The following is a 24,977-nucleotide window of genomic DNA, read 5'->3' on the forward strand; positions in this document are numbered from 1 at the left end:
GTCGTGAAGCGGGACGTCAAGGTCGACTGGGCCGGCGCGTTCTTCGTCGCCGCCGCCGTCTCCCTGCTGCTGGTCTGGGTCACCTTCGCCGGTGACAAGTACGACTGGATCTCCTGGCAGACGTACGCGATGATCGGCGGTTCGATCGTCCTCGGCCTGATCTTCGTGCTCGTCGAGTCGAAGGCCAAGGAGCCGATCATCCCGCTGCGGCTGTTCAAGAACCGCACCATCACCCTGGCCTCGCTGGCCTCCCTGTTCGTCGGTGTCGCGATGTTCACCGGCACGGTGTTCTTCAGCCAGTACTTCCAGCTGGCCCGCGACAAGTCCCCGACGATGTCCGGTGTGATGACGATCCCGATGATCGGCGGTCTGTTCATCTCCTCCACCGTCTCCGGCCAGTTCATCACCCGCACCGGCCGCTGGAAGGCGTGGCTGGTCAGCGGTGGCGTCCTGGTGACGGCGGGCCTCGGCCTGCTCGGGACCATCCGCTACGACACGGCGTACTGGAAGATGTCGATCTTCATGGCGCTGCTGGGCCTCGGCATCGGCATGATGATGCAGAACCTCGTGCTCTGCACCCAGAACCAGGTCGCCCCGAGCGACCTCGGCTCGGCCAGCTCCACGGTCACCTTCTTCCGGTCCCTGGGCGGTGCGGTCGGCGTCTCCGCGCTGGGCGCGGTGATGGCCCACCGGATCACGCACTACGTGACGGAGGGCGCCGCCGCCCTCTCCCCCAAGTACCAGGCCGCCCTGGCCGGTTCCAGCTCCTCCAGTGACAGCCTGCCGGACCTGGGCAAGCTGCCCGCGCCGCTGCGCACCCTCATGGAGAGCGCCTACGGGCACGCCATCGCCGACGTCTTCCTGATCGCCGGCGCTCTCGCCGCCCTCGCGTTCCTGGTCAGCCTGTTCATCAAGGAGGTCCCGCTGAAGACCAAGGGCGGGCTCGCCCAGGCCGCCGAGGCGGAGAACGCGGGCAGCCCCCAGACCGTGCCGGCCGCCGTCGCGGCTCCCGTCGCCGCTCCGGTCGAGGAGCAGCAGGTCCCCAGCTGGGCCGCCCCGGTCGTGAGCAGCACCTCGGAGGCCGCGGCCGCGCCGGAGGCCACCCGGCAGTTCGCCGCCGTGGCCACCATCGCGGGTCCCGAGCAGTCGGCGGGCGTCGGCGGTACCCCGGTGCACGGCTTCGTGCGCGGCGCCGAGAGCGCACCGGTCGCGCAGGCCGCGGTCACCCTGATCTCGCTGTCCGGCCGCCAGCTGGGCCGCTCGGTCGCGGGCTTCGACGGTTCCTACCGGCTGGACGCGCCCGGTGCGGGCTCGTACGTGCTGATCGCCTCCGCCGACGGCTACCAGCCGCAGGCCGCCACGGTCGTGGTGGGCGAGGAGCCGGTCCCCTACGACATCCTGCTGAGCGGCACCAGCGGCCTGAGCGGTGTCGTCCGCGGCGCCGGGAGCGCGCTCCCGGTCAAGGACGCGATGGTCATCGTGACCGACGTGCGCGGCGACCTGCTGGCCACCGCGGCCACCGGTGAGCAGGGCGACTTCCGCTTCGGCGAGCTGGTGCCGGGTGTCGTCACGGTCGCGGTGAACGCGGCAGGGTACCGGCCCCGCGCCGTGCCGGTCGAGATCGGCAGCACCGGGGTCACCCGGATCGAGGTCGACCTGGACGCCGGTGCCCAGCTCCAGGGTGTCGTACGGGCCCCGCACGGCCCGCTGGCCGACGCCCGCGTGACCCTCGTGGACGCGGCCGGCAACGTGGTCGGCACGTCCACCACCGGTCCGGACGGCGCGTACGCCTTCGCCGACCTGGACGGCGGCGACTACACCGTGATCGCGACGGGCTACCCGCCGGTCGCCACCGCGCTGACCGTCAGCGGTGCCGGAGTCGACGGCCACGACATCGAGCTCTCCCACCCGGGCGAGTAGTTCGCTCCGGCCCGTGGCGGGCGCGCCCACAAGGAGGCGCCCGCCGCGGGCCGGTCCCATAAGGCCAATTTGTAATCGTTTGACTGTCTGACCAGACGACAGTTCGAGTGTTCGCAGGGAGAAACGGGATGGGACTGACCGCGAGGATCCGTACCCGGGACGGATGGGCCGTGTCGCACGCGGTCGTCACGGTGACCGACATGACCGGCAGCCAGGTGCTGCGCGCCGAGGCCGACGACGAGGGCACGGTGCGCGACCCGAACCCGCTCGCGCCGGGGGCGTACACCGTCATCGTCACGGCGCTGGGCTACGCGCCCGCCGCCTCCAGCGCCATCGTCACCGCGAGCGGCCGCGCCGAGATCGGCACGGTGACGCTGGCGCGGCAGGGCGGCACCGAGCTGCCCCCACCGGGCCCGTGGACGGTCGACCCGGCGCACTCCACCGTGGGCGCGGTCGCCCAGCACCTGGGCATCTCCAGCGTCCGCGGCCGCTTCACGGACTTCAGCGCGGCGATCGAGATCGCCCCCGACGACGTCGCCAAGTCCCGTGTCCAGGCGGTCATCCGCGCCGCCTCCATCGACACCGGCAACGGCATGCGCGACACCCACCTGCGCTCGGCCGACTTCCTCGACGTCGAGCGCCACCCCGAGATCACCTACACCTCGACGGGCCTGACCGCGGCCGGTTCCGACCGCTGGACGGTGCACGGCGAGCTCTCCCTGCGCGGTGTCGTACGACCGGTCGACCTCGCCCTCTCCTACCTCGGCACCGGCGCGGACCCGTGGGGCGGCACCCGCGCCGCGTTCCGCGCGACGACGGAGCTGCACCGCGAGGACTTCGCCATGAACTACAACCAGGTCGTCCAGGCGGGCATCGCCGCCATCGGTACCACCCTCAAGATCGAGCTGGACATCCAGGCGGTCCAGGGCGAGTCGCTGCCCCAGGCGTGAACCTGAGCCCCACAGGGACAGGCTGAACGGCCCCCGCGCCCCTAGGCTGGCGCCATGGCACCGAACATCGCGACGAACACCACCGTCTCCCTCGACGAACTGCTGGACTTCGTACGGCCCCGCCACCGCGCGATCCTGCTCACCCGGCGCGCCGACGGCAGCCCGCAGGGCTCGCCGCTGACCTGCGGGGTCGACGACTCCGGGCGCATCGTCGTCTCCACGTACCCCGAACGGGCCAAGACGCGGAACGCCAAGCGGGACGAGCGGGTGAGCCTGCTCGTCCTGAGCGACGACTGGGACGGGCCCTGGGTGCAGGTGGACGGACGCGCCGAGGTGATCGACTCCCCCGACTCGGTGGAGCCCCTGGTGGAGTACTACCGGAACATCGCCGGAGAGCATCCCGACTGGGACGAGTACCGGGCGGCGATGGTGAAGCAGGGGAAGTCGATCATCCGGGTGACGCCGGAGAAGTGGGGGCCGGTGGCCACCGGTGGCTTCCCGGCGCGGTTGGCCTCGCCGGACGCGTAGCGGGGCCGCCGGGCGCCCGCGTCGTGGTGGGCGGCGAAGGGGCCGCGCCCGGGAGTGCGGCGGGCACGGGGCAGACGAGGTGACTGCGGGCGGCGCGGGTCCGGGCTCCAGTTCTTCGGCCCGGATCGACGGACCTGCTCAGGCGCCCTTCGCCACCATCGCCTCGATGCCGGCGATCAGCAGATCCAGCGCGAACGTGAAGTCCCGGTCCAGCATCTCGGCGACCGTGTCGCCGCCCCTCGCGGCCATGAGGTCCCTGGACTCCTCGATCATCCGTGCTGCCGCCGGGGCCTCGGTCGCCGCGTGCATCGCGGTGTGGAAGTACTCGTCCTCGGTCATGCCGGCCGCCGCCACGCGCTCGGCGAAGCGGCCCTCGATCGTGCCGTAGCCGTAGACGAACTGGAAGACGGCCGAGATCGCGCCACGCCGTGGGCGGGCAGGCCGGCGCGGCGGACCACCTGCTGGACCACCCGGGAGAAGGCGAGCCAGTGGGGGCCGATGTTGAGGTAGCGGCCGGCCAGCGGGGAGAGCCAGGGGTGGCGGGCCAGCAGGGCGCGGTACTCCGTGGCCAGCGCCCGCAGTTGCTCCCGCCAGTCGCCGGCGGCGGCATCGGGCAGGGTCAGCTCGCCGAAGGCCGCGTCCAGGGCGAGTTCGAGCAGGTCGTCCTTGGTGTCGACGTACCAGTACACGGACATGGCGGTCACGTTGAGCTCGGCTGCCAGCCGCCGCATGGAGAACCTGTCGAGCCCGTCGGCGTCGAGGAGCCGGACGGTGACGGAGGTGATCCTGGCCCGGTCGAGCCCGGACGGCTGCCCGCCACGGCCGCCGCGGCGGTCCTTCTCCTCGAGCCACACACTGGTGCGCGCCATGAGCGACCTCCTCCTCCACGATCACTTCTCGAAATGCTAGAACTCCGGCGCCCCTTCGAGGTCGCGGGAGGTGGAGCGACCAGCCACGACGAGCCCGTACTCGCCGATGGAGATGTACCCCCTCCCCTTCGGGGGGCATTCGGGCCGGGGACGATCGCGCCGTCTGCGGGGGTACGGCAAAGGGCGGTGACCGCGGAGGTCGCCGCCCTTGCGCCGCTGTTCAGGAGTCCGTCAGCCGGTGCTCGCCTTCTGTGTGAGGTCGTAGAAGGTGGACGAACCCACCGTCACCTTCTTGAAGTTCTTCTCGACCCAGGAGGAGATCTGCGAGGACGTGCCGCTGCTGCTGCCGCCCATCATGCCGCCGCCGGTGCCGGAGGAGATGAAGTAGTGGATCTTTCCTTCGGCCACGTACTTCTTGAACTGGGCGAGCGTCGGGGACGGGTCGGTGCCGTTGAAGCCGCCGATCGCCATCACCGCGTCGCCGGTGGAGAGCTGGTAACTCGCCGCGTTCTGGGCGCCGACGGCCGCCGCGACCCAGGTGTACCGGGAGGAGTTCTTCTGCAGCAGCGCCTTGGCCGCGGAGGAGACGGTCGCGCCGTTCAGCAGACCGCCGACGCCACCGCCCATACCGCCGCCCATGCCGCCCTCGGCCGTCCGGCCGCCCGGGAAACCCCCGGTGCCGTTCTGGCCCTGTGTGCTGCCGTTGCCGCCCTGCTGGTTCTGGCCGAAGCCGCCGCCACCGCCCATACCGCCGCCGGTGCCGCCGGTGCCGCCCGGGAAACCCCCGGTGCCGTTCTGGCCCTGGCCCTGCGTGGTGCCGTTGCCGCCCTGCTGGTTCTGGCCGAAACCGCCACCGCCCGTGCCGCCGAAGCCGCCCCGGCCGCCGCCGGGACCGCCACCGCCGCCGAACCCCATCATGCCGGCGCCCGCCGGGCCGGCCGTCGGGATGGAGCCGGTGTGCGCGGAGTTCACCGTGCTCAGGGTGTACGCCGTCGGGCCCGCCAGCGCGGCCAGCAGGCCGACCGCGGCCGCGCCGAGGGCGAGCTGCCGCGAGATCCGGCCCGCGAAGACCAGGCCCAGCGCGGCGGCCAGACCGCCGATCAGGACCAGGTACTTCAGCCAGGGCAAGTAGGTGGAGGTGCGGTTGAGGAGGACGTAGCCCCAGACCGCGGCCGAGACCACGGCGGCGGCGAGGGTGATCGACGCCCACAGCTCGGCGCGCTTCTCCCACAGCAGCCCCGCGCCCATGCCGACCACCGCGGCGATGTAGGGGGCGAGGGCGACCGTGTAGTACTGGTGGAAGATGCCGGCCATGTAGCTGAACACGACCATGGTCATCAGCAGCGAGCCGCCCCAGACCAGGAACGAGGCCCGGGTCACCGAGGTCCGCCTCAGCTTGAGGGTCGCCACCAGACCGGCGGCCAGGAGGATCAGCGCGGCCGGGATCAGCCAGGAGATCTGGCTGCCGATCTCGGAGTTGAACATCCGGTCCCAGCCGGTCTCGCCCCACTGGCCCGAGCCGGTGCCGCCGCCACCGCCGCCGACGCTGCCGGTCTCGTCGCCGCTGATGCGGCCGAGGCCGTTGTAGCCGAAGGTCAGCGACAGGAAGCTGTTGTCCTGGGAGCCGCCGATGTAGGGGCGGGAGGACGCCGGCCACAGCTCGACGATCGCCACCCACCAGCCGCCGGAGACGACCAGCGCGCCGGTCGCCAGGGCCAGCTGCCCGAGCCGCTTCCTCCAGGTGTGCGGGCCGACGGCCGCGTACACGAACGCCAGCGCCGGCAGGATCAGGAACGCCTGGAGCGTCTTGGCGAGGAAGGCGAAGCCGATCGCCACGCCCGCCCACACCAGCCACCTGGTACGCCCGTCCTCAACGGCCCGGACCACGAAGTAGCAGGCCAGCGCCATCAGCAGGGCCAGCATGGCGTCCGGGTTGTTGAACCGGAACATCAGCGCCGCGACGGGGGTGAGCGCGAGCACGGCGCCCGCGATCAGGCCGGCCGCGGGGCTGAACCGGCGGCGCACGGAGGCGTAGACGACCGCGACCGTGCCGACGCCCATGAGGACCTCGGGGCCGAGGACCGTCCAGGAGTTCAGGCCGAAGATCCGGGCCGCGATCTCCATCGGCCACATGAACGCCGAGGGCTTGTCGACGGTGATCGCGTTGCCCGCGTCCAGCGAGCCGAAGAACATCGCCTTCCAGCTCTTGGTGCCGGCCTGGACGGCGGCCGAGTAGAAGGAGTTGGAGTAGCCGTTGACGCTCAGGTTGTAGAAGTACAGCACCGCGGTGGCGACCAGCAGGCCGAGGAAGGCCGGGCGCACCCAGCGGGGGTCCTCGGGGCGGCCGCGCCACAGTCTCCGTACGAAGGGCTGCTTCGGCTCACCCGCCCCCGGTGCCGGAGCCGGCCCGACGGCCTGGACGTCCGGCGCGTGCTGCGGCGGCGGGGGAGCCGTGGGGGGCGCGGTCGGGGGCGGGCCCCACTGGGTCGGGTGGTCGGTGTCGGTGCTCATCGGGGGTCCCCCGGCTCGGTGTCGTGGGGGCGCACCGGCTGCAACTGCATGGTGGCGTCCCTCCAGGTGCCGTCCGCGGCTTCACCGGCGCGGAACTGGGTGGTCGTGGTGCCGTTCGGGGCGTACGTCGGGTGCGCGGGACGCTGCGGGAGCGGGCCCTGCGGCTGGTACGGCTGCCGGTACGGCTGGTGTCCGCCGGTCGGGTACGTCGGGGACGACGGGTTGTGCCGGACCACCACCGTCGGCTCCTGCGGGCCGGTGCCGTCGCGGTCCGGGAAGACCCAGGCGCGGAAGAGGAGGAAGCGCAGCACGGTCGCCGCGAGGTTGGCGGCGATCAGCACCGCCAGCTCGGTGGAGTGCGAGGGGTCGCTGCTCGCCGCGTTCAGTGCGGCGAGGGAGCCACTGGTGAGCGCGAGGCCGATACCGAAGACGACCAGGCCCTGCGCCTGGTGCCGGACCGCCCCGCCCCGGCCGCGCACCCCGAACGTCAGACGCCGGTTGGCGGCCGTGTTCGCCACCGCCGACACCAGCAGCGCGAGGGCGTTGGCGATCTGCGAGCCGGAGAACTCCCGGAAGAGGCTGTAGAGGACGAGGTAGAAGAGGGTCGACAGGCCGCCGACCACGCAGAACCCGACGAGCTGCCGGGCCAGGCCCTTCGGCACGTCCTGGACGTCGCGGTCGCGCGGGTCGTCGCCGAACGGCCGGGTGAGCCGGTCCAGCGGCAGCCCGCCGGTCGCCAGCGCCTTGCCCACCCGCCACACGCCCTTGAGGTCGTCGGTCGCCGTCTTCACGATGTGCACGGTCGAGTCGGGGTCGTCGACCCAGTCGACGGGCACCTCGTGGATCCGCAGCCCCGCGCGCTCGGCGAGCACCAGCATCTCGGTGTCGAAGAACCAGCCGGTGTCCTCGATGAGCGGCAGCAGCACCTGCGCGACGTCGCGCCGGATCGCCTTGAAACCGCACTGCGCGTCCGAGAAGCGGGCCTGCAGCGAACCGCGCAGGATCAGGTTGTAGGTGCGGCTGATGAACTCCCGCTTGGCGCCGCGCACCACGCGCGACGAGCGGGCCAGCCGGGACCCGATCGCCAGGTCCGAGTGGCCGGAGATGAGCGGCGCCACCAGCGGCAGCAGCGCGTTCAGGTCGGTCGACAGGTCGACGTCCATGTACGCGAGGATCGGCGCGTCCGAGGCCGACCAGACGGTCCGCAGCGCACGGCCGCGGCCCTTCTGCTCCAGCCGGAACGACTTCACCTCGGCGATCTCCGCCTCCAGCTGCTTCGCCACCTGGGGCGTGGTGTCCGTGGACGCGTTGTCCGCGATGGTGATGCGGTACGCGTACGGAAACGTTCGCTTGAGGTGGTCATGCAGTCTGAGGACGCATGGGCCGAGGTCCTTCTCCTCGTTGTAGACGGGGATCACTACGTCCAGGACAGGCGTACCGGCGTTACCGGCCGGGAGGTGCTCCCGCGCCGGCAGGGTGCCGGGAGAAGAGTCGGTTCGCATGGCACCGACTCTCGTCAAGCGCCCTGTTCCACCCATGTGGTGGCACTGTGCTGTGCCTGTGAGTGCGATTGCCAGTTGGTTTCGGGGGACGGCTGGGGAGCAGCCGGGGCCAGCGCGGGCAGATAGAGGGTGAACACCGTACGGCCGGGAACGCTGTCCACGGTGACGGCGCCGCCGTGTGCGGTCGCCACGGCCTGCACGATGGCGAGCCCGAGGCCGGTGGAGCCCGTGGCCCGCGACCGCGCGGAGTCGCCGCGCGCGAACCGTTCGAAGACGTGCGGCAGCAGGTCCGGCGGGATGCCCTGCCCGTTGTCCTCGACGTCCACGCACATCCACGGCCCGCGACGCTGGATCCGGGCGGTGACCGTGGTACCCGGCGGGGTGTGCTTGCGCGCGTTGCCGAGCAGATTGATCAGCACCTGCTGGATCCGGGCCGCGTCGGCGGCGACCAGCGCCGGCTCGTCGGGCAGGTCGAGGCGCCAGTTGTGGTCCATGCCGGCGGCGCGGGTGTCGCTGATCGTGTCGACGACGAGCGGGATGAGGTCGGTGTGCTCGAACTGCAGCGGCCGCCCCGCGTCGAGCCGGGCGAGCAGCAGCAGGTCCTCCACGAGGACGGTCATCCGCCCGGCCTCGGACTCGATACGGCCGAGGGCGTGCCGGGTGTCGGGCCCGACCTGCTCCCTGCCCCGCCGGGTCAGCTCGGCGTAGCCGCGGATGGAGGCGAGCGGGGTCCTGAGCTCGTGACTGGCGTCGGCGACGAACTGCCGTACCCGCATCTCGCTCTGCTGGCGGGCGTGCAGGGCGCCGTGCACGTGGTTGAGCATCCGGTTGAGCGCGGAGCCGACCTGGCCGACCTCGGTGTGCGGGTCGCACTCGGTGTCCGGCACCCGCTCGCTGAGGTTCACCTCGCCGGAGTGCAGCGGGAGTTCGGAGACGCGGGTGGCGGTGGCTGCGACCCGGCGGAGGGGGCGGGTGGCGACGTTGACCATCACGGTGCCGGCCAGGGCGGCGGCGATGAGACCGGAGACGGTGAGGCTGATCTCGACGATGATCAGGGTGTTGATGGTGCTGTCGACGTCGGCGGTCGGGATGCCGACGTAGTAGCCGCTGGTGCCGTTGCTCGCGTACTTGACGAGGTACGTGCCGAGGCCGGGCATCTCCACGCTGTGGACGCCCTGGTCCTGGGAGACGGAGTTGAGCACCTTGAGCTGGGCATCCGTGAGCGGCTTGGCACTCATCGAGAAGTCGTCGCTGGACTTCACGCCCCGCTCCGAGTCGGTGATGGCCCCGTCCACGACCTTGGCCGCGACGGTGCCGTCCGGCTGCGGGCCCTTCACGAAGTCGGAGAGGTAGGTCGTGCCGTCGGCGTTCTGGTCCTGACTGGGCCCAGCGCTGTTGGTCTTGAGCCGGCTGCCGGGCGGGCCGCCGAAGTCGCGGGGCGCCACACGCGCCGCGACCTCGCCCAGCTTGCCTTCCAACTGCCCGTACAGGTGGTCCCGCAGCACGAGGGTGGTGACCGTCCCGATCACCGCGCAGACCACGGCGATCAGGGTCACGGACACGACGACGAGCCGGGTCCGCAGGGTGCGCGGTTTTCCCGCTCGTCGCTTCTGCGTACGCGGCCGTCGTCGCCCGCTCATGAGGCGGCTGGCTTGATCAGGTATCCGGCGCCACGCCGAGTGTGGATCATCGGCTCCCGGCCGGCGTCGATCTTCCGCCGCAGGTAAGAGATGTAGAGCTCGACCACGTTGGCCTGGCCGCCGAAGTCGTACGACCACACGCGGTCCAGGATCTGGGCCTTGCTGAGCACCCGCCGCGGGTTGCGCATCAGGAAGCGCAGCAGCTCGAACTCGGTTGCGGTGAGGTGGATCGACGCCCCGGCCCGCGAGACCTCGTGGCTGTCCTCGTCAAGGGTGAGATCGCCGACGACGAGCACGGAGTCGGACCGCCGGTCGGCCGCACCGGAGCGGCGGATGAGTCCGCGCAGCCGGGCCACGACCTCTTCGAGGCTGAAGGGTTTGGTGACGTAGTCGTCGCCGCCGGCCGTGAGACCCGCGATCCGGTCCTCGACCGCGTCCTTCGCGGTCAGGAACAGCACCGGCACGTCCGGCAGTTCGCGCCGCAGGCGCCCCAGCACGGTGAGGCCGTCCATGTCGGGCAGCATCATGTCGAGGACGACGGCGTCGGGGCGGAACTCCCGGGCGGTCTGTATGGCACCCTGGCCGTCGCCCGCACTCCTGATCTGCCAGCCCTCGTAACGGAGGGCCATGGAAAGGAGTTCGGTGATCGACAGCTCGTCGTCCACCACAAGCACTCGGACGGGGCTCCCGTCCGGCCTCAGCAGTTCGGTGCGCCCCTGGGGCGAGGTCGTGGTCATGGTGGACACCATGTCGGGACCCTCTGAGAACACGCTTTCAGTAATCTGTGTTTTCCCTGAGAAACACACAGGCGCCTCTCAGGGAACGCCTGGGAATCCCCTCGCGTGTGCATGGACTCGTGACCGCGCTCGCGCCGGGCTGTGCGGAACATGTCCCTCCGCGGCACTCCCCGCACCGTTCATGAAGTGCCGATGAACCGCTGATGTGAGCGTATCGCCCCGGAGCGGGTCCCGCGCGGTGAGGCTCCCCGGAGTCAGAAGAGCCCGTCCTGGGGTGCCGCGAACTCCCTTACGGGCACCGTGACTTGCCCTTCCTCCCCGACCCGGGCGGCGGTCAGTTCCCACCCGGGCAACAGGCGCGTGTCGAGGACGACGACACCGCGCCGGGTGGCGAGATGCAGATCCGGCCCGGCCGCCGCGACCAGCTCACCGCTCACCACGCCGCCCGGCACCAGCTCGGCCACCTCGCCGGCGGCGGCCACCCCGTCGAGTGCGAACGCCCGCAGGTGGTCGACGACTTGGCACGGCTCGGGGACGAGCGACTCGGGCCAGCCGCCGAGCGCGACGGCAAGCGCGTGCAGTGCCTCGACCTCGGCCGCCCGCTCGGCCCGGGCGGCCGGCAGCAGGGCGCGTACGACGCGTTTGTCGCCGTACGGGATCCGGTCCGGCACCCGGAGCGCGGCCCGCAACAGCTCCTCGGCCCGCCGGGCGGCCATCAGGGGTCCGGCACCCAGCCAGCTGAAGCACACGGCCCCCTGCTCCAGCAGCCGAGCCGAACCCCTCTCGACCGCCGTGATCCCCACCTTGACCATGCCGGGCCCGAACCACGCCAGATACACGTGGTACGGCCGGGGATCGTCGGCGACGGTGTCGGCGGCCACGGAGTGCGCCCGGTCCAGCCGCGCGCACTCCTCGCACCGGGCACCGGTACTCCTGCCGGACACGGGTGTCCGGGTCGGACAGGCATGCCCGCGCGCGCCCACGCACTCGCGCACTCCCCCTTCGGCGACCCGGAAGGCCACCCGCTTGCCCCGGGCGAGCGGACTGTGCCGCCCGCCGCTCCACCGCAGCACGGGTCCGTCTTCGGACCACCGCAGCCCCGAGCATTTCCACACCTGTGCCATCACTCGCGAGGGTAGAGGGCGGCACTGACAACGGCCCGGGGCGGCCGAGCCGTGGCCCTCGGTCCCTCCCGGTCAGCCGCCGGTCTCCGCGGCCGCCGGCTCCGCCTCACCGACGGCGGACACCGGCCGCAGCTCGGATGCGGTACGCCGTCCCCGGCCCGCCAGCCGGCACGACACGCATCCGGGGTGGCCGTCGCGGGCGCCGGTGTCCCGCGCCCTGAGGGGCCACTGCGCCCGGCGCCGCGGTCCCGGCGGCTTGCCCCACCCCGCGAGATGCAGATACCAGGTCACCAGAACGCTCACGGCACACACCGCGAGCCCCGCGATCAGGGCGGCGGCCGAAACCGTACACACGCCCAGCCCCAGCAGACCGCTTCCGACCGTCGCGATCGCGGTACCGGTCCACCCTGCCACCGTGTGGCCTTCGTCGTGCTGACTCACGTACCCGTCTCCCCTTCGTAGGCAGCGGAAACACCCAGTCCGACGTAAGGGACTAGACTCCCTCACGGAGTGAGAAATTTACCCCCCATACCTCTCACGCGCTAAGGGAATCTTCGGATCTCCGGGAAACGGACCAACCATGCACGGCAAGCCGCGACCGCCCGCGGACCCGGTCCTGGCGTTGTCCGCCATGGACCACCTCATCGCGGCCCATGTGATCGGCCAGCAGGAGCTGGCCCGGCGGCTCGGGGTGAACGTCACGGACCTCACCTGCTTCGCTTTCGTCCTGGAGGCAGGGGCCGACCTGCTGACCGCGGGCGACCTGGCCGCCCGCGCCCACGTGACGACCGGTGCGGTGACGGGCATCCTCAACCGCCTCGAACGCGCGGGGTACGTCACCCGCCGCCCCGACCCCGACGACCGCCGCCGGGTCCGCGTCGCCGCGGTACCGGAAGCCGTCACCCGCGTCGAGGCGGTCTACGCCGGCCACTACGCCCGCCTCACCGAACTGTTCGCCGACTACACCGCCGACGAACTCGCCATCCTCACCGACTGGTTCACCCGCGCGACCACCCTCGCCCACGAATACCTGGAGAAGCTCAACGGGAACGACTCCGCGGAGCCCTGCTGATTGCAGCCGGACTCCGGCAGGAATTCTGGGGCTGTACGGGGGAAAAGGGGGACGCCGCAGCGTGCCTAGTAATCGTCCGACACCTACCGTTCGTCATCCTGTCCGTTAAAGCCCGAGATTCGGCATCAGGACGACGAAAGGTCGGTCGATTGAAGCTCGCCAAGCGTTTCGCCACGATCAGCGCCGCCGTGACGGCGGCGGTTGTCTTCGGCGCCGGCGGCGCCCAGGCCCAGAGCGGCGGGGGTCTCCTGTCCCTCCTGAGCGACATTCCGCTCCTGGGGCTGGCCGGACAGGACGGTACCTCGACCGGAGCCCAGACCACCAATAACAACAACAATAACAACAACAACGGGGGCGGTCCGAACAATAATAATAACAACAATGGGGGTGGCACGAACAACAACAATAACAACAACAACGGCGACAGCCAGACGCAGGGCAACACGACTGGCCTCCTTCCACTCCTGGGCAAGTCGCTCGTCAACTTCCAGGTCTGCTACCCGAAGGGGCAGGTCGGGTCGAGCAATACGCTGACCGGAAACCAGAACATCAACTGCCACCAGAACTGAGGCACCGCCTCACAGAACAGCCCGGCGACCGAGTGACCCTTCACCGGCCGCCGAGCTGCAAAGTTCAGCCGTTGTTGTTATTGTTGTTATTGTTCCCACCTCCGCCGTTATTGTTGTTATTGTTGTTGTTGTTCCCACCCCCACCGTTATTATTGTTGTTATTGTTGTTGTTTCCGCCTCCGCCGTTGTTGTTATTGTTATTGTTGTTGTTCGCACCTCCGCCGTTGTTGTTGTTATTGTTGTTGTTGTTCGCACCTCCGCCGTTGTTGTTGTTATTGTTGTTGTTGTTCGCACCCCTGCCGTTGTTGTTGTTGTTGTTGTTGTTATTGTTGTTGTGGCGCCCACCCTTGTGGTGACTGTTGTTGTTGTTATTGTTGTTGTTGTTTCCGCCTCCGCCGTTGTTGTTATTGTTGTTGTTGTTGTTCGCGCCTCCGTTGTCACTGGGCGCCATCACGTGCGCGACTGTCGGCGTCGGGGCCGCGAAGGCGGCGGAGGGGGCGAGGGCGCCTCCTGCGGCCAGAGCAGCCGACGCGGTCAGCACCGCTGTACGCTTTGCGATCTTCTTGAGCATGATGATCCCTTTTCGATGTGTACGGATCGGGCCGATTTTCCTGTCCGTTAGACCTGCCGACTCAATTGAGCACGCCAATTCGGCCCCGGAGACGCTGGTTTGAGCCGCATAAACCGGGAAATCCGGTAGCGGGACTCTTTCGCCAGCATGCCCCTGCCGTACTCGGGGCACATCGGGTGGACACCCCAAGTTCCAGCCGCCGCACCCCACATCCCAGTGCGGAATTGCCCACAGCACCCCACCTGCCCACCCTTCCCGATCGGTCTGGATCTTTTGCGCGGCTCCGGCCACGGAGGGAAAATGGCTGATGATGGACCTGCTAGAGCGAGAGGCCGTACTCCAGGACCTCACCGGTCACCTGCAGGAAGCGGTGACCGGCCCTGGACGACTGGCCCTTGTGCGCGGCGAGGCCGGCATCGGCAAGACCAGCGTCGTCAACCGCCTGGCCCAACTGGCCGATCCCCGGATCCGGATCCTGGTGGGCGCCTGTGACCCGCTGGCCACGCCCCGCCCCCTGGGCCCTCTGACAGACCTGGCTCCGCGCCTGGGCCAGACGGTGCGGACCGCGCTGACCGGGGCGCTGGCGGGGACCTGCCGGTCCGGGGAGGTCTTCGACTGTCTGCTCGCCGATCTGAGCTCCTGCCCCAGCCTGCTGGTGGTGGAGGACGTCCACTGGGCCGACGAGGCCACGACGGACCTGCTGCGATATCTGGCCCGGCGCCTGCCGAGCGTTCCGGCGCTGGTGGTGGCCACCTATCGCGACGACGAGATCGGCCGTACCCACGACGTGACCGCACTCCTGGGCACGCTGGCCGGGTATCCGTGGGTACACCGCCACGACCTGGCCCCGCTGAGCCGTCGGGCCGTGGCCCGGCTGGCCGGCGGGCACCCCGTGGACGCCGAACAGCTCTACCACGTCTCCGCCGGCAACCCGTTCATCGTCACCGAGATCCTGGCCGCCCCCGGGGAGGCCATCCCCGCCACGGTGCGCGAGGCCGCGGCGGGCCGCCTGGCCGGACTGTCGGCCGCGGCCCGCGAGGTCGTCGACGTGCTGGCGGTCCTGGGGCGCCGGGTCCCGCTTCCACTGCTGGCCGGCATGGTGCCGGCCCCGGAGGAGGCGCTCGACGAGGCGGTGGCCGGCGGAATCGTGCGGACCGACGGGCAGGTGGCCGAGTTCCGCCATGAGCTGACCCGGCTGACGGTGCTGGAATCCGTCCCGGCCGCCTACCGGCTGCGGACGCACCAGCAGGTGCTGGCCGCGATGCGGTCCCGGCCGGTCGTCGCCGACGATCTGGCGCTCCTGGCCGACCACGCCGAGGGCGCCGGGGATCCCGTCGCCGTCCTGGAGTACGCGCCCGCCGCGGCCGCCCATGCCGCCGCGCTGGGCGCGCACCGGGAGGCGGCCGCCCAGTACGCCCGCGCTCTGCGGTACGCCGACCTTCTGCCGCTCGACCGGAGGACCTCCCTGCTGGAGGGCCACTCACAGGCCTGTCTGCTGTCCAGCTGGCTGGACGAGGGGATCGCCTCCCGCCGCAAGGCGGTGAAGCTGCGCCGCGCCCTGGGCGACCGGCTGCGCGAGGGCGAGGACCTGCGCTGGCTGTCGTGCTGGCTGTGGCCGTTCGGGCGGACCGTCGAGGCCGGACGGACCGGCCTCGACGCGGTGCGGGTGCTCGAAGGGCTGGGGCCGAGCCGGGAGTTGGCCCGGGCGTACCTGAACCTCTGCCAGCTGGCCTGCTACGAGCACGAGGAAGTGCGGGTGACCGCCTCCTACGCCGAGCAGGCGATCGCTCTGGGCGAGCGCTTCGGCGACGCGGGGGTGGTCGTGCAGGCCCGTTTCCATGCGGCGGCGGCAGCCATGCTGAGCGGGGGGTCCGGCTGGGAGGAGTGCGAACAGGCGGTGGCCAGCGCGATGGCGCAGGACCTGCCGGAGGACGCGGGCTTCCTGGCGCTCATCATGTGCTGGTTCGCGGCCCTGCAACGCGATGCCGCCCGGACGGCCGCGGCCGTGGACCGGTCGGAGGCCTACTGCCTCGATCACGATCTGCTGTCCTACCTGCTGTGCACGAGGGCCTGGGGCAGCTGGGGGCTCCTGAGCCGGGGCTCGTGGGCCCAGGCCGCCGACGCCGCGCAGGAGGTCCTCTCCCATCCCAGCTCGCCACCGGTCGTCGAGGCCCTGGCCCTGACCGTCCTGGGTCTGGTGCGGGCCCGCCAGGGCAGGGCCCGGGCGTGGCCGCTGCTGGAGCAGGCGGCGGGCCTGGTCGACTCGGGCTGCCTGCTGGACACGGGACTGGGGTGGGAGGCCCGGGTCGAGACGGCCTGGCTGGCCGGCGACCACGAGCTGGCGCGGACCGAGGCACAACGCGGCCTGGACGCCCTGGCGGAGCGCAGCCATCCCTGGCTGTCCGGGCCCCTGGCCTGCTGGCTCGGCCGCCTCGGAGGAGCACCCCCGCAGGTGCCCGGGGCCGGACCCTACGCCCTGGAACTGGCCGGCGACTGGGCCGGCGCCGCCGCCCAGTGGGACAGGCTCGGCTGCCCCTACCAGGCCGCGCTCGCCCGCCTGTCCGGCGACGCGCCGGCGCTGCGCCAGGCTCTGGCCGCCTTCGAGGCCCTCGACGCCCGGCCGGTCGTGGCACGTACCCGCGCCGTGATGCGCGCCCGCGGTGTCCGCCCGGCCCGGCGAGGCCCGCGGGCGGCCACCCGGGCCAATCCGTACGGGCTGACCATCCGGGAGATGGACGTCCTCAAGCTGCTGCACGAGGGCCTGTCGGACGCCGAGATCGCCGCCCGTCTCTACATCACGCCCAAGACCGCCGGGCACCACGTGGGCGCGGTCCTGGCCAAGCTCGGCGTCCACTCCCGTCAGGAAGCCGCCCGTAGACTCCACGATTCGAAACGCTGACAAGTCTCCTCGAAAGGGGTGGACGAGAATGCGGAGAGCAACCCTTTTGAACGCCGGCCTTGTGGTCGCGGTCTGCTGCTGTACAGCGCTCCTCCCGGCGCAGGAATCGCGGGCCGAACGGTGCTATGCGGCACACCGCAGTCCGAACGTGATCGTGTGCTACCGGGATTCGTGGAAGGCCGAGTACAGACACGGCGACGTGGTCTACGTCCCCATACTCGTCCAGGTGCCCACGCCGGCCCACCCGCCCTCCGTGACGATCGTCGACAGCCTGGACGACATCCACCCGTCGGCGGCCTGACCCCGGACGCCGGGAACCGGGCCGGCCGGCGCCCCGGGGCCGGACCGGCCTACGCGCCGGGAGGGCGGAAGCCGACCTGCCGGCGGGCGGCCTCGTCGATCTCGTCGAGGGTGAGGAGGGGCGTGGCCCGGGTGCGGAGCGCGCCGCTGGCCTTGACGCTCAGGCTGACGGCGGCCATGGAGACCGCGTCGGGGAAGTCGAGGATGCACACGAAGTCGTCCTCTCCGAAGGCGAAGTACATGGCCTCGACAGTCCCCCCGAGGCCCGCGACGACCTGCTCGACGGCGGCCCGGCGGCCACTCGCGCCTTCCTTGAGCAAGCCCTTCGTCCCTTCGGGCGTGTAGGTGGCCTGGATGAGGAACTTCGGCATGGGGTACTCCCTGCACGTGCGGGGTCCGGTACGCACCATGGCCTTCCCGCCGCCACGGCGCGGGCCGATCAGCGAACGGCTGGATTCACCCGTAAGACACACAACGCGAAAGGCCCCGGATCTCTCCGGGGCCTTTCGCCTGTGTGCACTCGGCAGGATTCGAACCTGCAACCTTCTGATCCGTAGTCAGATGCTCTATCCGTTAAGCTACGAGTGCTTGTTGTTCTGTTTTCCTGTCCTCGCTCCCGGCCCTTCCGGCCCGCTCGCGGCGACAGGAAGAACATTACATGACTGCCGCCGCCATGTGAAATCCGTTAGGCGCACCCGTTGTGAGCTGCGGAAACGCCGTATCGGGCGGGTTGCAGGGAGGGCGGCCGGGCCGGGGGCGGGAGGGGCGTGTGCCGTCCGGCCGGGGGGTGGGTTCGCGGCGGCGGGGGCCGTGAACGCGAATCAGGGAGCCCAGACCGAAACGGTTGGACTCCCTGAGTCAGGTGCGGAGGCGGAGGGATTTGAACCCTCGATGGGCTTTAAGGCCCAAACCGCACGCGAGTGGTGCGTGCAGATGATGACACAGTCGAGCGTGCTGTCACCAATCGGCTCCCACGGTACTAGGCAGCCGGGCCACAGGGCAAAGCCCTTCCCTCCGGCCGGGGCGCCGCGCAACGTCCGGGCGGGGCGCGCGTTGGGCAGGGTATGTCGCACTTCGCCGCGCGGGGCGCCCTCGGGGCCGTCGCCGCCGTCCTCGGGTCCGTCCCCGCCCTGCCCGCCTCCGCCGCCGTCGCGGACGACCACCTCACCGTCACCGTGCTCCACGCCGGGGCCGGGCGGGACGGGACGTACGAGCTGTCCTGTCACCCCGGCGCCGGCAGTCACCCGGACGTGGCCGGGGCCTGCCGGGTGCTGGACCGGAACACGCGCTGGGGCCGGGACACCTTCGCGCCGGTCGCCCCCGGCACCGCCTGCACCATGCTCTACGGCGGCCCGGCCACCGCCCATGTCACCGGGACCTGGGCCGGCCGCCCGGTCGACGCCACGTACGACCGCAGCGACGGCTGCGAGATCGGGCGCTGGGACCGGATGGTTCCGCTGCTGCCCGGCCTCGGCACACCAGGTGATCTCGGCTGACGGACAGGCCTGGTCCCGACTGCCGGACAGAGCCCGTCCCAAGGGCACGCACAGGCGTTTCACGGGCGCGGCCCCGCTTCCGTAAAGGGTCCGCGAAGGTATGGCGGAGGTGAGGCGTGTCGGTCACATGTTCGCCGTCACTTCGTCGTGCGACCTCCCTCTCATCCGGCGTCGCGAGCGCAACCGGTGCCTTTAGACTCCCTCGCGTGACACGCCGCGGGCCGGTTGGCAAGATGGCCCGAGCGGTCGGCAAGGTGCGGTAACAGGGAGGAAGCGTCTCGTGAGCAGCAGGCCATCCCGAGGCGCTGCTCGCCTCGCAGCCATACTGGACGCGCTGCCGGATGCGTTGGTGCTGGTCAACGCCAACGGCACCGTCGTCAACGCGAACACCATCGCCCTGGAGGCCTTCGAGGCGCCGGGCACCGCGCTGGTGGGACGCGGGCTGCTCGATCTGCTCCCGCAGTTCGACTCCCGGCTGATCCCGGGCTCGATGCGGCGGCCCGACCACATGGATCCCCGTGGCCGGACGAAGCCCACGCGGATGATCGCGCGGCGCACCGACGGGACCGAGTTCCCGGTCGAGGTCACCAGCGCCAACCTGGAGAACGGGCAGCAGGCGTACGACGGTTACGGCTACAGCGGCGACGAGCTGCTGATGCTCGTGGTCCGCGACCTGACCGGCACCGTGGACACCGAGGCCGAGCTGGCCCGCTCGCAGCGGCAGACCGAGATGATCCTGCGGGCGGCGAGCGAGGGTGTCGTGGGGACGGACACCGACGGGCGGATCGTCCTCGTGAACCCGGCCGCCGCCCAGATACTGGGATACCGGGCCGGTGAACTCGGCGGCAAGGAGCTGCACGACCTCGTGCTGCACTCGCGCGCCGACGGCTCCCCCTTCCCGTACGCCGAGTCACCGCTCGCCGACACCCTGCGCTCCGGGCGCAAGCACCGGGTGCGTGGGCAGGTTCTGTGGGCCAACGGCGACAAGAAGGTGCCGGTCGACCTGACCACCGCACCGGTGCGCGACGGCGACCAGCTGGTCGGCGCCGTGATGACGTTCACCGACCGGCGGCCGTACGACTCCGTCGTCGACGAGAAGACCGCCCAGGAGAAGGCGCACGCCGACGAGCTGGAGCGGCTCTCCGAGGAGCACGCCTCCGACCTGACCGCGCTGCGGCAGAAGCACGTCACCGAGGTCGAGGAGCTGCTCGAACGGCACGCCGAGGAACTGGCGGCCGGCGAGGACCGGTACGCGGCCCTCGGTGAGCGCGAGAAGGACCGGTACGAGGCCCTCGCCGGGCGTCACGAGCAGCTGCTGACGCTGCTCGCGCAGTCGCTCCGCGGCCCCCTGGACGAGCTGCGCCGGGAGCTCGCCGCGCTCGCCGCCGACGACGCCGGGCAGCTGTGGCCCGAGGCCAACCAGGTGCTCCACCATCTCTCGGCCGGTTACTCGCGGATCACCCAGCTCATCGACAACGTGCTCGGCTACCAGCGGCTGGACGCCGGGTCGGAGGACATCAACCGCACGAAGGTCATGCTCGACGCCGTCGTCGCCGCCGGTGTGGAGGGGGCGGTGGAGCTGATCGGGCCCGGGCGGGTGCAGTTCGCCGTGCACGCGCCGCCCATCGAGGCCGAGGTGGACCCGCAGCGGCTGGCCGTCGCGCTCGCGCATCTCATCGCGGACGTGGCAGGAGTCGACGCGACCGGCAACGCGCCCGTCTCCGCGGGCGGCTACATGGACAACACGGTCGTGGTCGCGGCGGCGCAGCGTGGCGAGGTCGTCCGTATCGAGGTGCGCGGGCCCTACGCCGGGGGAGACCCGGTGCACGAGCCGATCGTGCGAGGGATCGTGCGGGCCCACGGCGGGGTGCTGCAGACCCACGAGGTACCGGGCATGAGCGGCAGCGCGTTCGTGCTGGAGGTGCCGATCGGGGGCGGCGCCGGCGCGGTGCCCCCGCCGCCCGGCACGGAGGTGGCCCTCGTCACGGCCGCCGACGAGACCGCTGCCGGCGGGCGGCGGCGGGCCCGGCGGTCCTCCGTGGACGCCGTCCTGGAGAGCGAAGTTCCCGGCGAGGCGGGCGGCGACGGCGAGTCCCCGGCCGCACCGACCGGACGGCGGCGCCGACGGGCCGCCGAGGCGGCGGACCCGGAGATCGGGCCCGCGGCGATCGAGAGCGCGGAGCCGGCGTCCGGCGGCACCGGACGGCGGCGCGGACGTCCCGCCGACGGTGACGGAGGCCCAGGCGTCGCCGAGGGTGCCGTGATGACGGCGGCCGAGCAGGGTGCCGGTGCGGCCGCCTCGGGTACGGGACTGGGCGGCACCGTTCCGCCGCAGGGCGTGCCCGTGCCGGCGCCGGGGCGGCGCGCCCGGCGCGAGCCCGACGAGCTGCAGGCGCTGCCGCCCGCGCTGCCCTCGGCGCCGTCCGAGCCGGCGGCCGAGCCCGCGTTCGACGAGAGCCGGCCCGGCGGCCGGCGGCGGCGGGCGCTGGCCGCCGCCGCCGAGCGGGCCGAGCAGCAGCAGGCCGGGCCCCGCCCGGTCTTCGCGCTGCCGCCCGCCGAGGCCGACCGCACTCCTGAGCCGGTCCAGGCGGTGGAGGCGGCGGCCGACGAAGGCCGGCACGACGCCGTGGCGCACGACCAGGCCGAGGACCACACCCCGCCGCAGCCGCACCCCACCAGCGCGCCGACCGGCCGTCGGCGGCGGGCGGTGGGCCAGCCGCCGGCCGAGAACACCCCGGCCGCCGCGGCCGTGCCGACGGTGCCTGCCCAGGCGGCCGCTCCCGGACAGCCGGTGCAGCCTCAGGGCGTCCCGGGCCAGAGCGTCCAGCCCGGGCAGCCTCAGGGCATCCCGGCGCAGGCCGGCCCGACGGCGGGCCAGGTCGCCGGTCCGGCCGGTGTCCCCGTCGCCCCGGCGGCCGGTGTCCCCGTCCCCCCGGCGGCCGGTGTCCCCGTCGCCCCGGCGGCCGGCGCCCAGCAGTCCGTGCCGGCGGGTCAGGGCCGGCCCGGTCTTCCGGTCCCGCAGGTGCTGCCGGGCGCGGCGGCCGTTCCGGCGCAGGCGTCGCCGCAGATCCAGCCGCAGCCGCAGAGCGCCGCTCCGGTGGCGCCGGGGCAGCCCGCCCCGGCCGCCGAAGCCACCCCGGTTCCGGCCCAGCCGCTTCCGCTCCCCCTTCCGGCGGAGGCCGCGCCGGTGGCCCCCGTACCGCAGCAGTGGCCGGGCGCCGAGGACGCTCCCGCCGCCGCCCAACCCGCGCGTGCCGCGCAGCCGTTGCCCGCCGAGGCGGCCGCGGCGGCTCCGGCGCCGGTCGACCCGGACTCCACGCAGGGCCGGGCGTTCAGCGTGCGGACGCTGGGGCAGGGGGTGCCGTTCTCGCGGCAGGCCGCGCAGGTGCAGCAGCCCATGCCGACCCCGCCCCCGCACCAGCCGGGTGGCAACGGGCGGCGCCGCAAGCTGGGCACGCGTCCCGATCCGGGGACCGCTGCCGAGCAGCCGGGGGCCGAGCAGCCCGCGCAGTCCGCCCGTCCGCATCCGCCGGCCGAGCAGCCGGTCGCCGCACAGCCGCTGCCGCAGCCGTCGCTGGCCGGGCAGTCCCGGCTGGTGGGGGCCACCGAGGGCGGTGGGCGGTCGTACGCGATAGGCGCACCGGACGTGAACGCCGCCGAGGGTCCGGAGCCGCTGGACGGTCCGGGTGGGGCGGTCGAGGTCGCGGACCCGCCGCGCCCGCAGCCGCTGGACGACGAACTGCCCCCGGAGCCGCTGGACAACCCGCGCCGGCTGCTGGTGTGGCCCGCACCGGACGTCACCACCCAGCAGGCGCTGAGCGACCGCGGCTACCGGCCGGTGATCGTGAACTCCCGCGACGAGGTCGACGCGCAGATCGCCGCGTTCCCGGCGGCGCTGTTCGTGGACCCGCTGACCGGGCCGATCACCCGGACCGCGCTGCAGGCACTGCGGCAGGCGGCGGTGGCGGCCGAGGTGCCGGTGATGGTCACGGCCGGTCTGGGACAGGCGACGCGGGAGGCGGCGTACGGCGCCGATCCCGCCGTCCTCCTGAAGGCGCTCGCGCCCCGGGACAGCGAGCAGCATCCGCCCCGGGTGCTGCTGATCGAGGAGCACGCGGAGATCGCGCTCGCGCTGACCTCGACGCTGGAGCGGCGCGGGATGCAGGTGGCGCGGGCGGCGAGCGACGCGGACGCGGTGACGCTGGCCGGGCAGCTGCGGCCCAACCTGGTGGTGATGGACCTGATGCAGGTGCACCGCCGGCAGGCCGGGATCATCGACTGGCTGCGGGCGAACGGGCAGCTGAACCGGACGCCGCTGGTCGTCTACACGGCGGCGGTGGACCAGGCGGACCTGCCGAGGCTGGCGTCCGGCGAGACGGTCCTGTTCCTGGCGGAACGCTCGACGAGTGCCGAGGTGCAGAGCCGGATCGTGGACCTGCTGGCCAGGATCGGTACGAACTGAGAATGCCGTTCGGGGAACTGCCGACCTTCGGCCACGGGTTGTCCGTGGCTGGTCGCGCAGTTCCCCGCGCCCCTCACTGGGCGCTCACAGGTTGGTGACGTCCAGCTCCCCCTCCGCGTACCTCTTCCTGAGCACCTTCTTGTCGAACTTGCCCACGCTCGTCTTCGGCACCGCCTCGATCACCGTCCAGCGCTCGGGCAGCTGCCACTTCGCGATCCTGCCCTCCTCTGCGAGGAAGACGCGCAGGGTCTCGAAGGTGGCCGTGGAGCCCTCCCTCAGCACCACGGTCGCCAGCGGACGCTCCCCCCACTTGTCGTCCGGTACGGCCACCACCGCGGCCTCGGCGACGTCCGGGTGGGACATCAGCGCGTTCTCCAGCTCCACCGAGGAGATCCACTCGCCGCCGGACTTGATGACGTCCTTCGCCCGGTCGGTGAGGGTGAGGAAGCCGTCGGCGGAGATGGTGCCGACGTCTCCGGTCTTCAGCCAGCCGTCCTCGCTGAACTTGTCCTCGGGACGCAGGGGTTCGGCGCCGGGGCCGTTGTAGTAGGCGCCCGCGATCCAGGGGCCGCGCACCTCCAGCTCGCCCGCCGACTCGCCGTCCCAGGGCAGGCGTTCGCCGCCGGGGCCGCTGAGCCGGGCCTCGACGGAGGCGGGGAAGCGGCCCTGGGTGAGGCGGTAGGCGAACTCCTCCTCCGTGCCGACCGCGTGGGCCGGCGGGCGGGCGATGGTGCCGAGCGGGGAGGTCTCGGTCATGCCCCAGGCGTGGCAGACCCGCATGCCCAGCCTGTCGAAGGCCGTCATGAGGGAGGGCGGGCAGGCGGCGCCGCCGATGGTGACCTGGGTGAGGGAGGAGACGTCCCGGGGGCGGGCGGTGAGCTCGCCGAGCAGGCCCTGCCAGATGGTGGGGACCGCGGCCGCGTGCGTGGGACGCTCGCGCTCGATCATCTCGGCGAGCGGGCCGGGCTGCAGGAACCGGTCCGGCATCAGCAGGTTGACGCCGGTCATGAAGGTGGCGTGCGGCAGGCCCCAGGCGTTGACGTGGAACTGCGGCACGACGACCAGGGAGATGTCCTGGTCGGTCAGGCCCATCGACTGGGCCATGTTGACCTGCATGGAGTGCAGGTAGATCGAACGGTGGCTGTACACCACGCCCTTGGGGTCACCGGTGGTGCCGGAGGTGTAGCACATGGCGGCGGCCCGGCGTTCGTCGAGCTCCGGCCAGTCGTAGGCGGTCGGCTTGGAGGCGATGAGCTCCTCGTACTCGTGGACGGCCGCGGTGGCGCCGTCGAGGAGGGAACGGTCGCCCGGCCCGGAGACCACGATGTGCTCGACGGTCGGCAGCTTGGACAGCAGCGGCGCGATCATCGGGAGCAGCGAGCCGTTGACGAGGACGACCTTGTCCGCCGCGTGGTTGACGATCCAGACCAGCTGCTCGGCGGGCAGGCGGAGGTTGAGGGTGTGCAGGACCGCGCCCATGGAGGGAATCGCGAAGTACGCCTCGGTGTGCTCCGCGTTGTTCCACATCAGGGTGGCCACGCGGTCGTCGTCCCGGACCCCGAGGTCGTCCCGCAGGGCGTGCGCCAACTGGGCGGCGCGGTCGCCGATCTCGGCGAAGCTGCGGCGGTGCGACTCGCCGTCGCCGGTCCAGGTGATCACCTGTGATGCGCCGTGAATCCTCGACCCGTGGGTCAGGATCCTTGAGATCAGCAGCGGTACGTCCTGCATGGTGCTCAGCACGGCGTCCTCCCGGGGGGCGACATTGCCAACTCGGCGGTGAAAGGGCTGCGCTGATTCTGCTCACATACCGTGCGGTATGTCACTAGG

At 71.9% G+C, this 24,977-nt stretch carries 18 protein-coding genes, 1 tRNA gene and 1 pseudogene; 9 read left to right on the forward strand and 11 right to left on the reverse strand.

The window, feature by feature from the left end; all coding sequences use genetic code 11:
• The 3 genes from JF597_RS40715 to JF597_RS40725 form a co-directional block, all read left to right on the forward strand.
• Positions 1-1,920 (forward strand): MFS transporter (locus JF597_RS40715; RefSeq protein WP_294008589.1); only part of this gene is annotated, 1,920 nt, incomplete at its 5' end.
• Positions 1,921-2,048: 128 nt separating this feature from the next.
• Positions 2,049-2,870 carry a YceI family protein gene (locus JF597_RS40720; protein WP_294008590.1) on the forward strand — a complete coding sequence of 274 codons (822 nt, stop codon included), beginning with the start codon at positions 2,049-2,051 and terminating at the stop codon, positions 2,868-2,870.
• 54 nt (positions 2,871-2,924) lie between these two features.
• Positions 2,925-3,398, forward strand: a complete 474-nt coding sequence (locus JF597_RS40725) for a PPOX class F420-dependent oxidoreductase (RefSeq protein WP_294008593.1) — start codon at positions 2,925-2,927, stop codon at positions 3,396-3,398.
• 138 nt (positions 3,399-3,536) lie between these two features.
• Here JF597_RS40725 and JF597_RS40730 read toward each other — a convergent pair.
• From JF597_RS40730 to JF597_RS40760, 7 genes and pseudogenes are all read right to left on the reverse strand, one after another.
• Positions 3,537-4,267: pseudogene (locus tag JF597_RS40730) on the reverse strand (TetR/AcrR family transcriptional regulator).
• Between the two features lie 231 nt (positions 4,268-4,498).
• Positions 4,499-6,778, reverse strand: a complete 2,280-nt coding sequence (locus JF597_RS40735) for a glycosyltransferase family 39 protein (RefSeq protein ID WP_294008595.1) — start codon at positions 6,776-6,778, stop codon at positions 4,499-4,501.
• The gene (locus tag JF597_RS40740) at positions 6,775-8,280 is read right to left on the reverse strand and encodes a bifunctional glycosyltransferase family 2/GtrA family protein (protein ID WP_294008597.1); all 1,506 of its coding nucleotides are present in this window, start codon (positions 8,278-8,280) and stop codon (positions 6,775-6,777) included. Before JF597_RS40740 ends, JF597_RS40735 begins: the two co-directional genes overlap by 4 nt.
• Positions 8,281-8,294: 14 nt before the next feature.
• Entirely contained in the window at positions 8,295-9,920 is a 1,626-nt protein-coding gene (locus JF597_RS40745) for a HAMP domain-containing sensor histidine kinase (protein WP_294008599.1), read from the reverse strand.
• The gene (locus tag JF597_RS40750) at positions 9,917-10,657 is read right to left on the reverse strand and encodes a response regulator transcription factor (RefSeq protein ID WP_294008601.1); all 741 of its coding nucleotides are present in this window, start codon (positions 10,655-10,657) and stop codon (positions 9,917-9,919) included. Before JF597_RS40750 ends, JF597_RS40745 begins: the two co-directional genes overlap by 4 nt.
• Positions 10,658-10,911: 254 nt before the next feature.
• On the reverse strand, positions 10,912-11,781 hold the full coding sequence (locus JF597_RS40755; RefSeq protein ID WP_294008603.1) for a DUF2797 domain-containing protein: 870 nt from the start codon (positions 11,779-11,781) through the stop codon (positions 10,912-10,914).
• A gap of 72 nt (positions 11,782-11,853) precedes the next feature.
• Positions 11,854-12,222, reverse strand: coding sequence for an HGxxPAAW family protein (locus JF597_RS40760; RefSeq protein WP_294008605.1), 369 nt, complete (start codon positions 12,220-12,222; stop codon positions 11,854-11,856).
• Between the two features lie 139 nt (positions 12,223-12,361).
• Here JF597_RS40760 and JF597_RS40765 point away from each other — a divergent pair, with 139 nt between their 5' ends.
• Both JF597_RS40765 and JF597_RS40770 read left to right on the forward strand, forming a co-directional pair.
• Positions 12,362-12,853: a MarR family transcriptional regulator gene (locus tag JF597_RS40765; RefSeq protein ID WP_294008607.1), complete on the forward strand. Its 492-nt coding sequence runs from the start codon at positions 12,362-12,364 to the stop codon at positions 12,851-12,853.
• Between the two features lie 149 nt (positions 12,854-13,002).
• Positions 13,003-13,422 (forward strand): hypothetical protein, encoded by a 420-nt coding sequence (locus JF597_RS40770; RefSeq protein WP_294008609.1) that lies wholly within the window; start codon positions 13,003-13,005, stop codon positions 13,420-13,422.
• A 64-nt stretch (positions 13,423-13,486) separates the two neighbouring features.
• Here the strand turns inward: JF597_RS40770 and JF597_RS40775 are convergent, their stop codons facing one another.
• Positions 13,487-14,284 carry a hypothetical protein gene (locus JF597_RS40775; RefSeq protein WP_294008611.1) on the reverse strand — a complete coding sequence of 266 codons (798 nt, stop codon included), beginning with the start codon at positions 14,282-14,284 and terminating at the stop codon, positions 13,487-13,489.
• Between the two features lie 16 nt (positions 14,285-14,300).
• Here JF597_RS40775 and JF597_RS40780 point away from each other — a divergent pair, with 16 nt between their 5' ends.
• Both JF597_RS40780 and JF597_RS40785 read left to right on the forward strand, forming a co-directional pair.
• Positions 14,301-16,892: an AAA family ATPase gene (locus tag JF597_RS40780; protein ID WP_294008613.1), complete on the forward strand. Its 2,592-nt coding sequence runs from the start codon at positions 14,301-14,303 to the stop codon at positions 16,890-16,892.
• A 148-nt stretch (positions 16,893-17,040) separates the two neighbouring features.
• Positions 17,041-17,193: a hypothetical protein gene (locus JF597_RS40785; RefSeq protein WP_294008615.1), complete on the forward strand. Its 153-nt coding sequence runs from the start codon at positions 17,041-17,043 to the stop codon at positions 17,191-17,193.
• 49 nt (positions 17,194-17,242) lie between these two features.
• Here JF597_RS40785 and JF597_RS40790 read toward each other — a convergent pair whose 3' ends face one another.
• Both JF597_RS40790 and JF597_RS40795 read right to left on the reverse strand, forming a co-directional pair.
• Positions 17,243-17,563 carry a GYD domain-containing protein gene (locus tag JF597_RS40790; protein WP_294008617.1) on the reverse strand — a complete coding sequence of 107 codons (321 nt, stop codon included), beginning with the start codon at positions 17,561-17,563 and terminating at the stop codon, positions 17,243-17,245.
• Positions 17,564-17,707: 144 nt separating this feature from the next.
• A tRNA-Arg gene (locus JF597_RS40795) sits at positions 17,708-17,780 on the reverse strand.
• Positions 17,781-18,256: 476 nt separating this feature from the next.
• Here JF597_RS40795 and JF597_RS40800 point away from each other — a divergent pair.
• Both JF597_RS40800 and JF597_RS40805 read left to right on the forward strand, forming a co-directional pair.
• Entirely contained in the window at positions 18,257-18,688 is a 432-nt protein-coding gene (locus JF597_RS40800) for an SSI family serine proteinase inhibitor (protein ID WP_294008619.1), read from the forward strand.
• A gap of 280 nt (positions 18,689-18,968) precedes the next feature.
• Positions 18,969-23,150 (forward strand): PAS domain-containing protein, encoded by a 4,182-nt coding sequence (locus tag JF597_RS40805; protein ID WP_294008621.1) that lies wholly within the window; start codon positions 18,969-18,971, stop codon positions 23,148-23,150.
• Between the two features lie 84 nt (positions 23,151-23,234).
• Here the strand turns inward: JF597_RS40805 and JF597_RS40810 are convergent, their stop codons facing one another.
• Positions 23,235-24,878, reverse strand: coding sequence for a long-chain fatty acid--CoA ligase (locus JF597_RS40810; protein WP_294008713.1), 1,644 nt, complete (start codon positions 24,876-24,878; stop codon positions 23,235-23,237).
• Positions 24,879-24,977 lie beyond the last annotated feature (99 nt).

Source organism: Streptomyces sp. (genome assembly GCF_019510245.1).
Taxonomy (GTDB): Bacteria; Actinomycetota; Actinomycetes; order Streptomycetales; family Streptomycetaceae; genus Streptomyces.

What these genes read in the sequence shown, in the direction of transcription:
- JF597_RS40750 (WP_294008601.1), bottom strand. Translation starts at nt 10,657, where the DNA reads ATGACCACGACCTCGCCCCAGGGGCGCACCGAACTGCTGAGGCCGGAC.
- JF597_RS40745 (WP_294008599.1), bottom strand. Translation starts at nt 9,920, where the DNA reads ATGAGCGGGCGACGACGGCCGCGTACGCAGAAGCGACGAGCGGGAAAA.
- JF597_RS40735 (WP_294008595.1), bottom strand. Translation starts at nt 6,778, where the DNA reads ATGAGCACCGACACCGACCACCCGACCCAGTGGGGCCCGCCCCCGACC.
- JF597_RS40740 (WP_294008597.1), bottom strand. Translation starts at nt 8,280, where the DNA reads ATGCGAACCGACTCTTCTCCCGGCACCCTGCCGGCGCGGGAGCACCTC.
- JF597_RS40810 (WP_294008713.1), bottom strand. Translation starts at nt 24,878, where the DNA reads ATGCAGGACGTACCGCTGCTGATCTCAAGGATCCTGACCCACGGGTCG.
- JF597_RS40800 (WP_294008619.1), top strand. Translation starts at nt 18,257, where the DNA reads ATGTCGCACTTCGCCGCGCGGGGCGCCCTCGGGGCCGTCGCCGCCGTC.
- JF597_RS40790 (WP_294008617.1), bottom strand. Translation starts at nt 17,563, where the DNA reads ATGCCGAAGTTCCTCATCCAGGCCACCTACACGCCCGAAGGGACGAAG.
- JF597_RS40725 (WP_294008593.1), top strand. Translation starts at nt 2,925, where the DNA reads ATGGCACCGAACATCGCGACGAACACCACCGTCTCCCTCGACGAACTG.
- JF597_RS40720 (WP_294008590.1), top strand. Translation starts at nt 2,049, where the DNA reads ATGGGACTGACCGCGAGGATCCGTACCCGGGACGGATGGGCCGTGTCG.
- JF597_RS40765 (WP_294008607.1), top strand. Translation starts at nt 12,362, where the DNA reads ATGCACGGCAAGCCGCGACCGCCCGCGGACCCGGTCCTGGCGTTGTCC.
- JF597_RS40755 (WP_294008603.1), bottom strand. Translation starts at nt 11,781, where the DNA reads ATGGCACAGGTGTGGAAATGCTCGGGGCTGCGGTGGTCCGAAGACGGA.
- JF597_RS40780 (WP_294008613.1), top strand. Translation starts at nt 14,301, where the DNA reads ATGATGGACCTGCTAGAGCGAGAGGCCGTACTCCAGGACCTCACCGGT.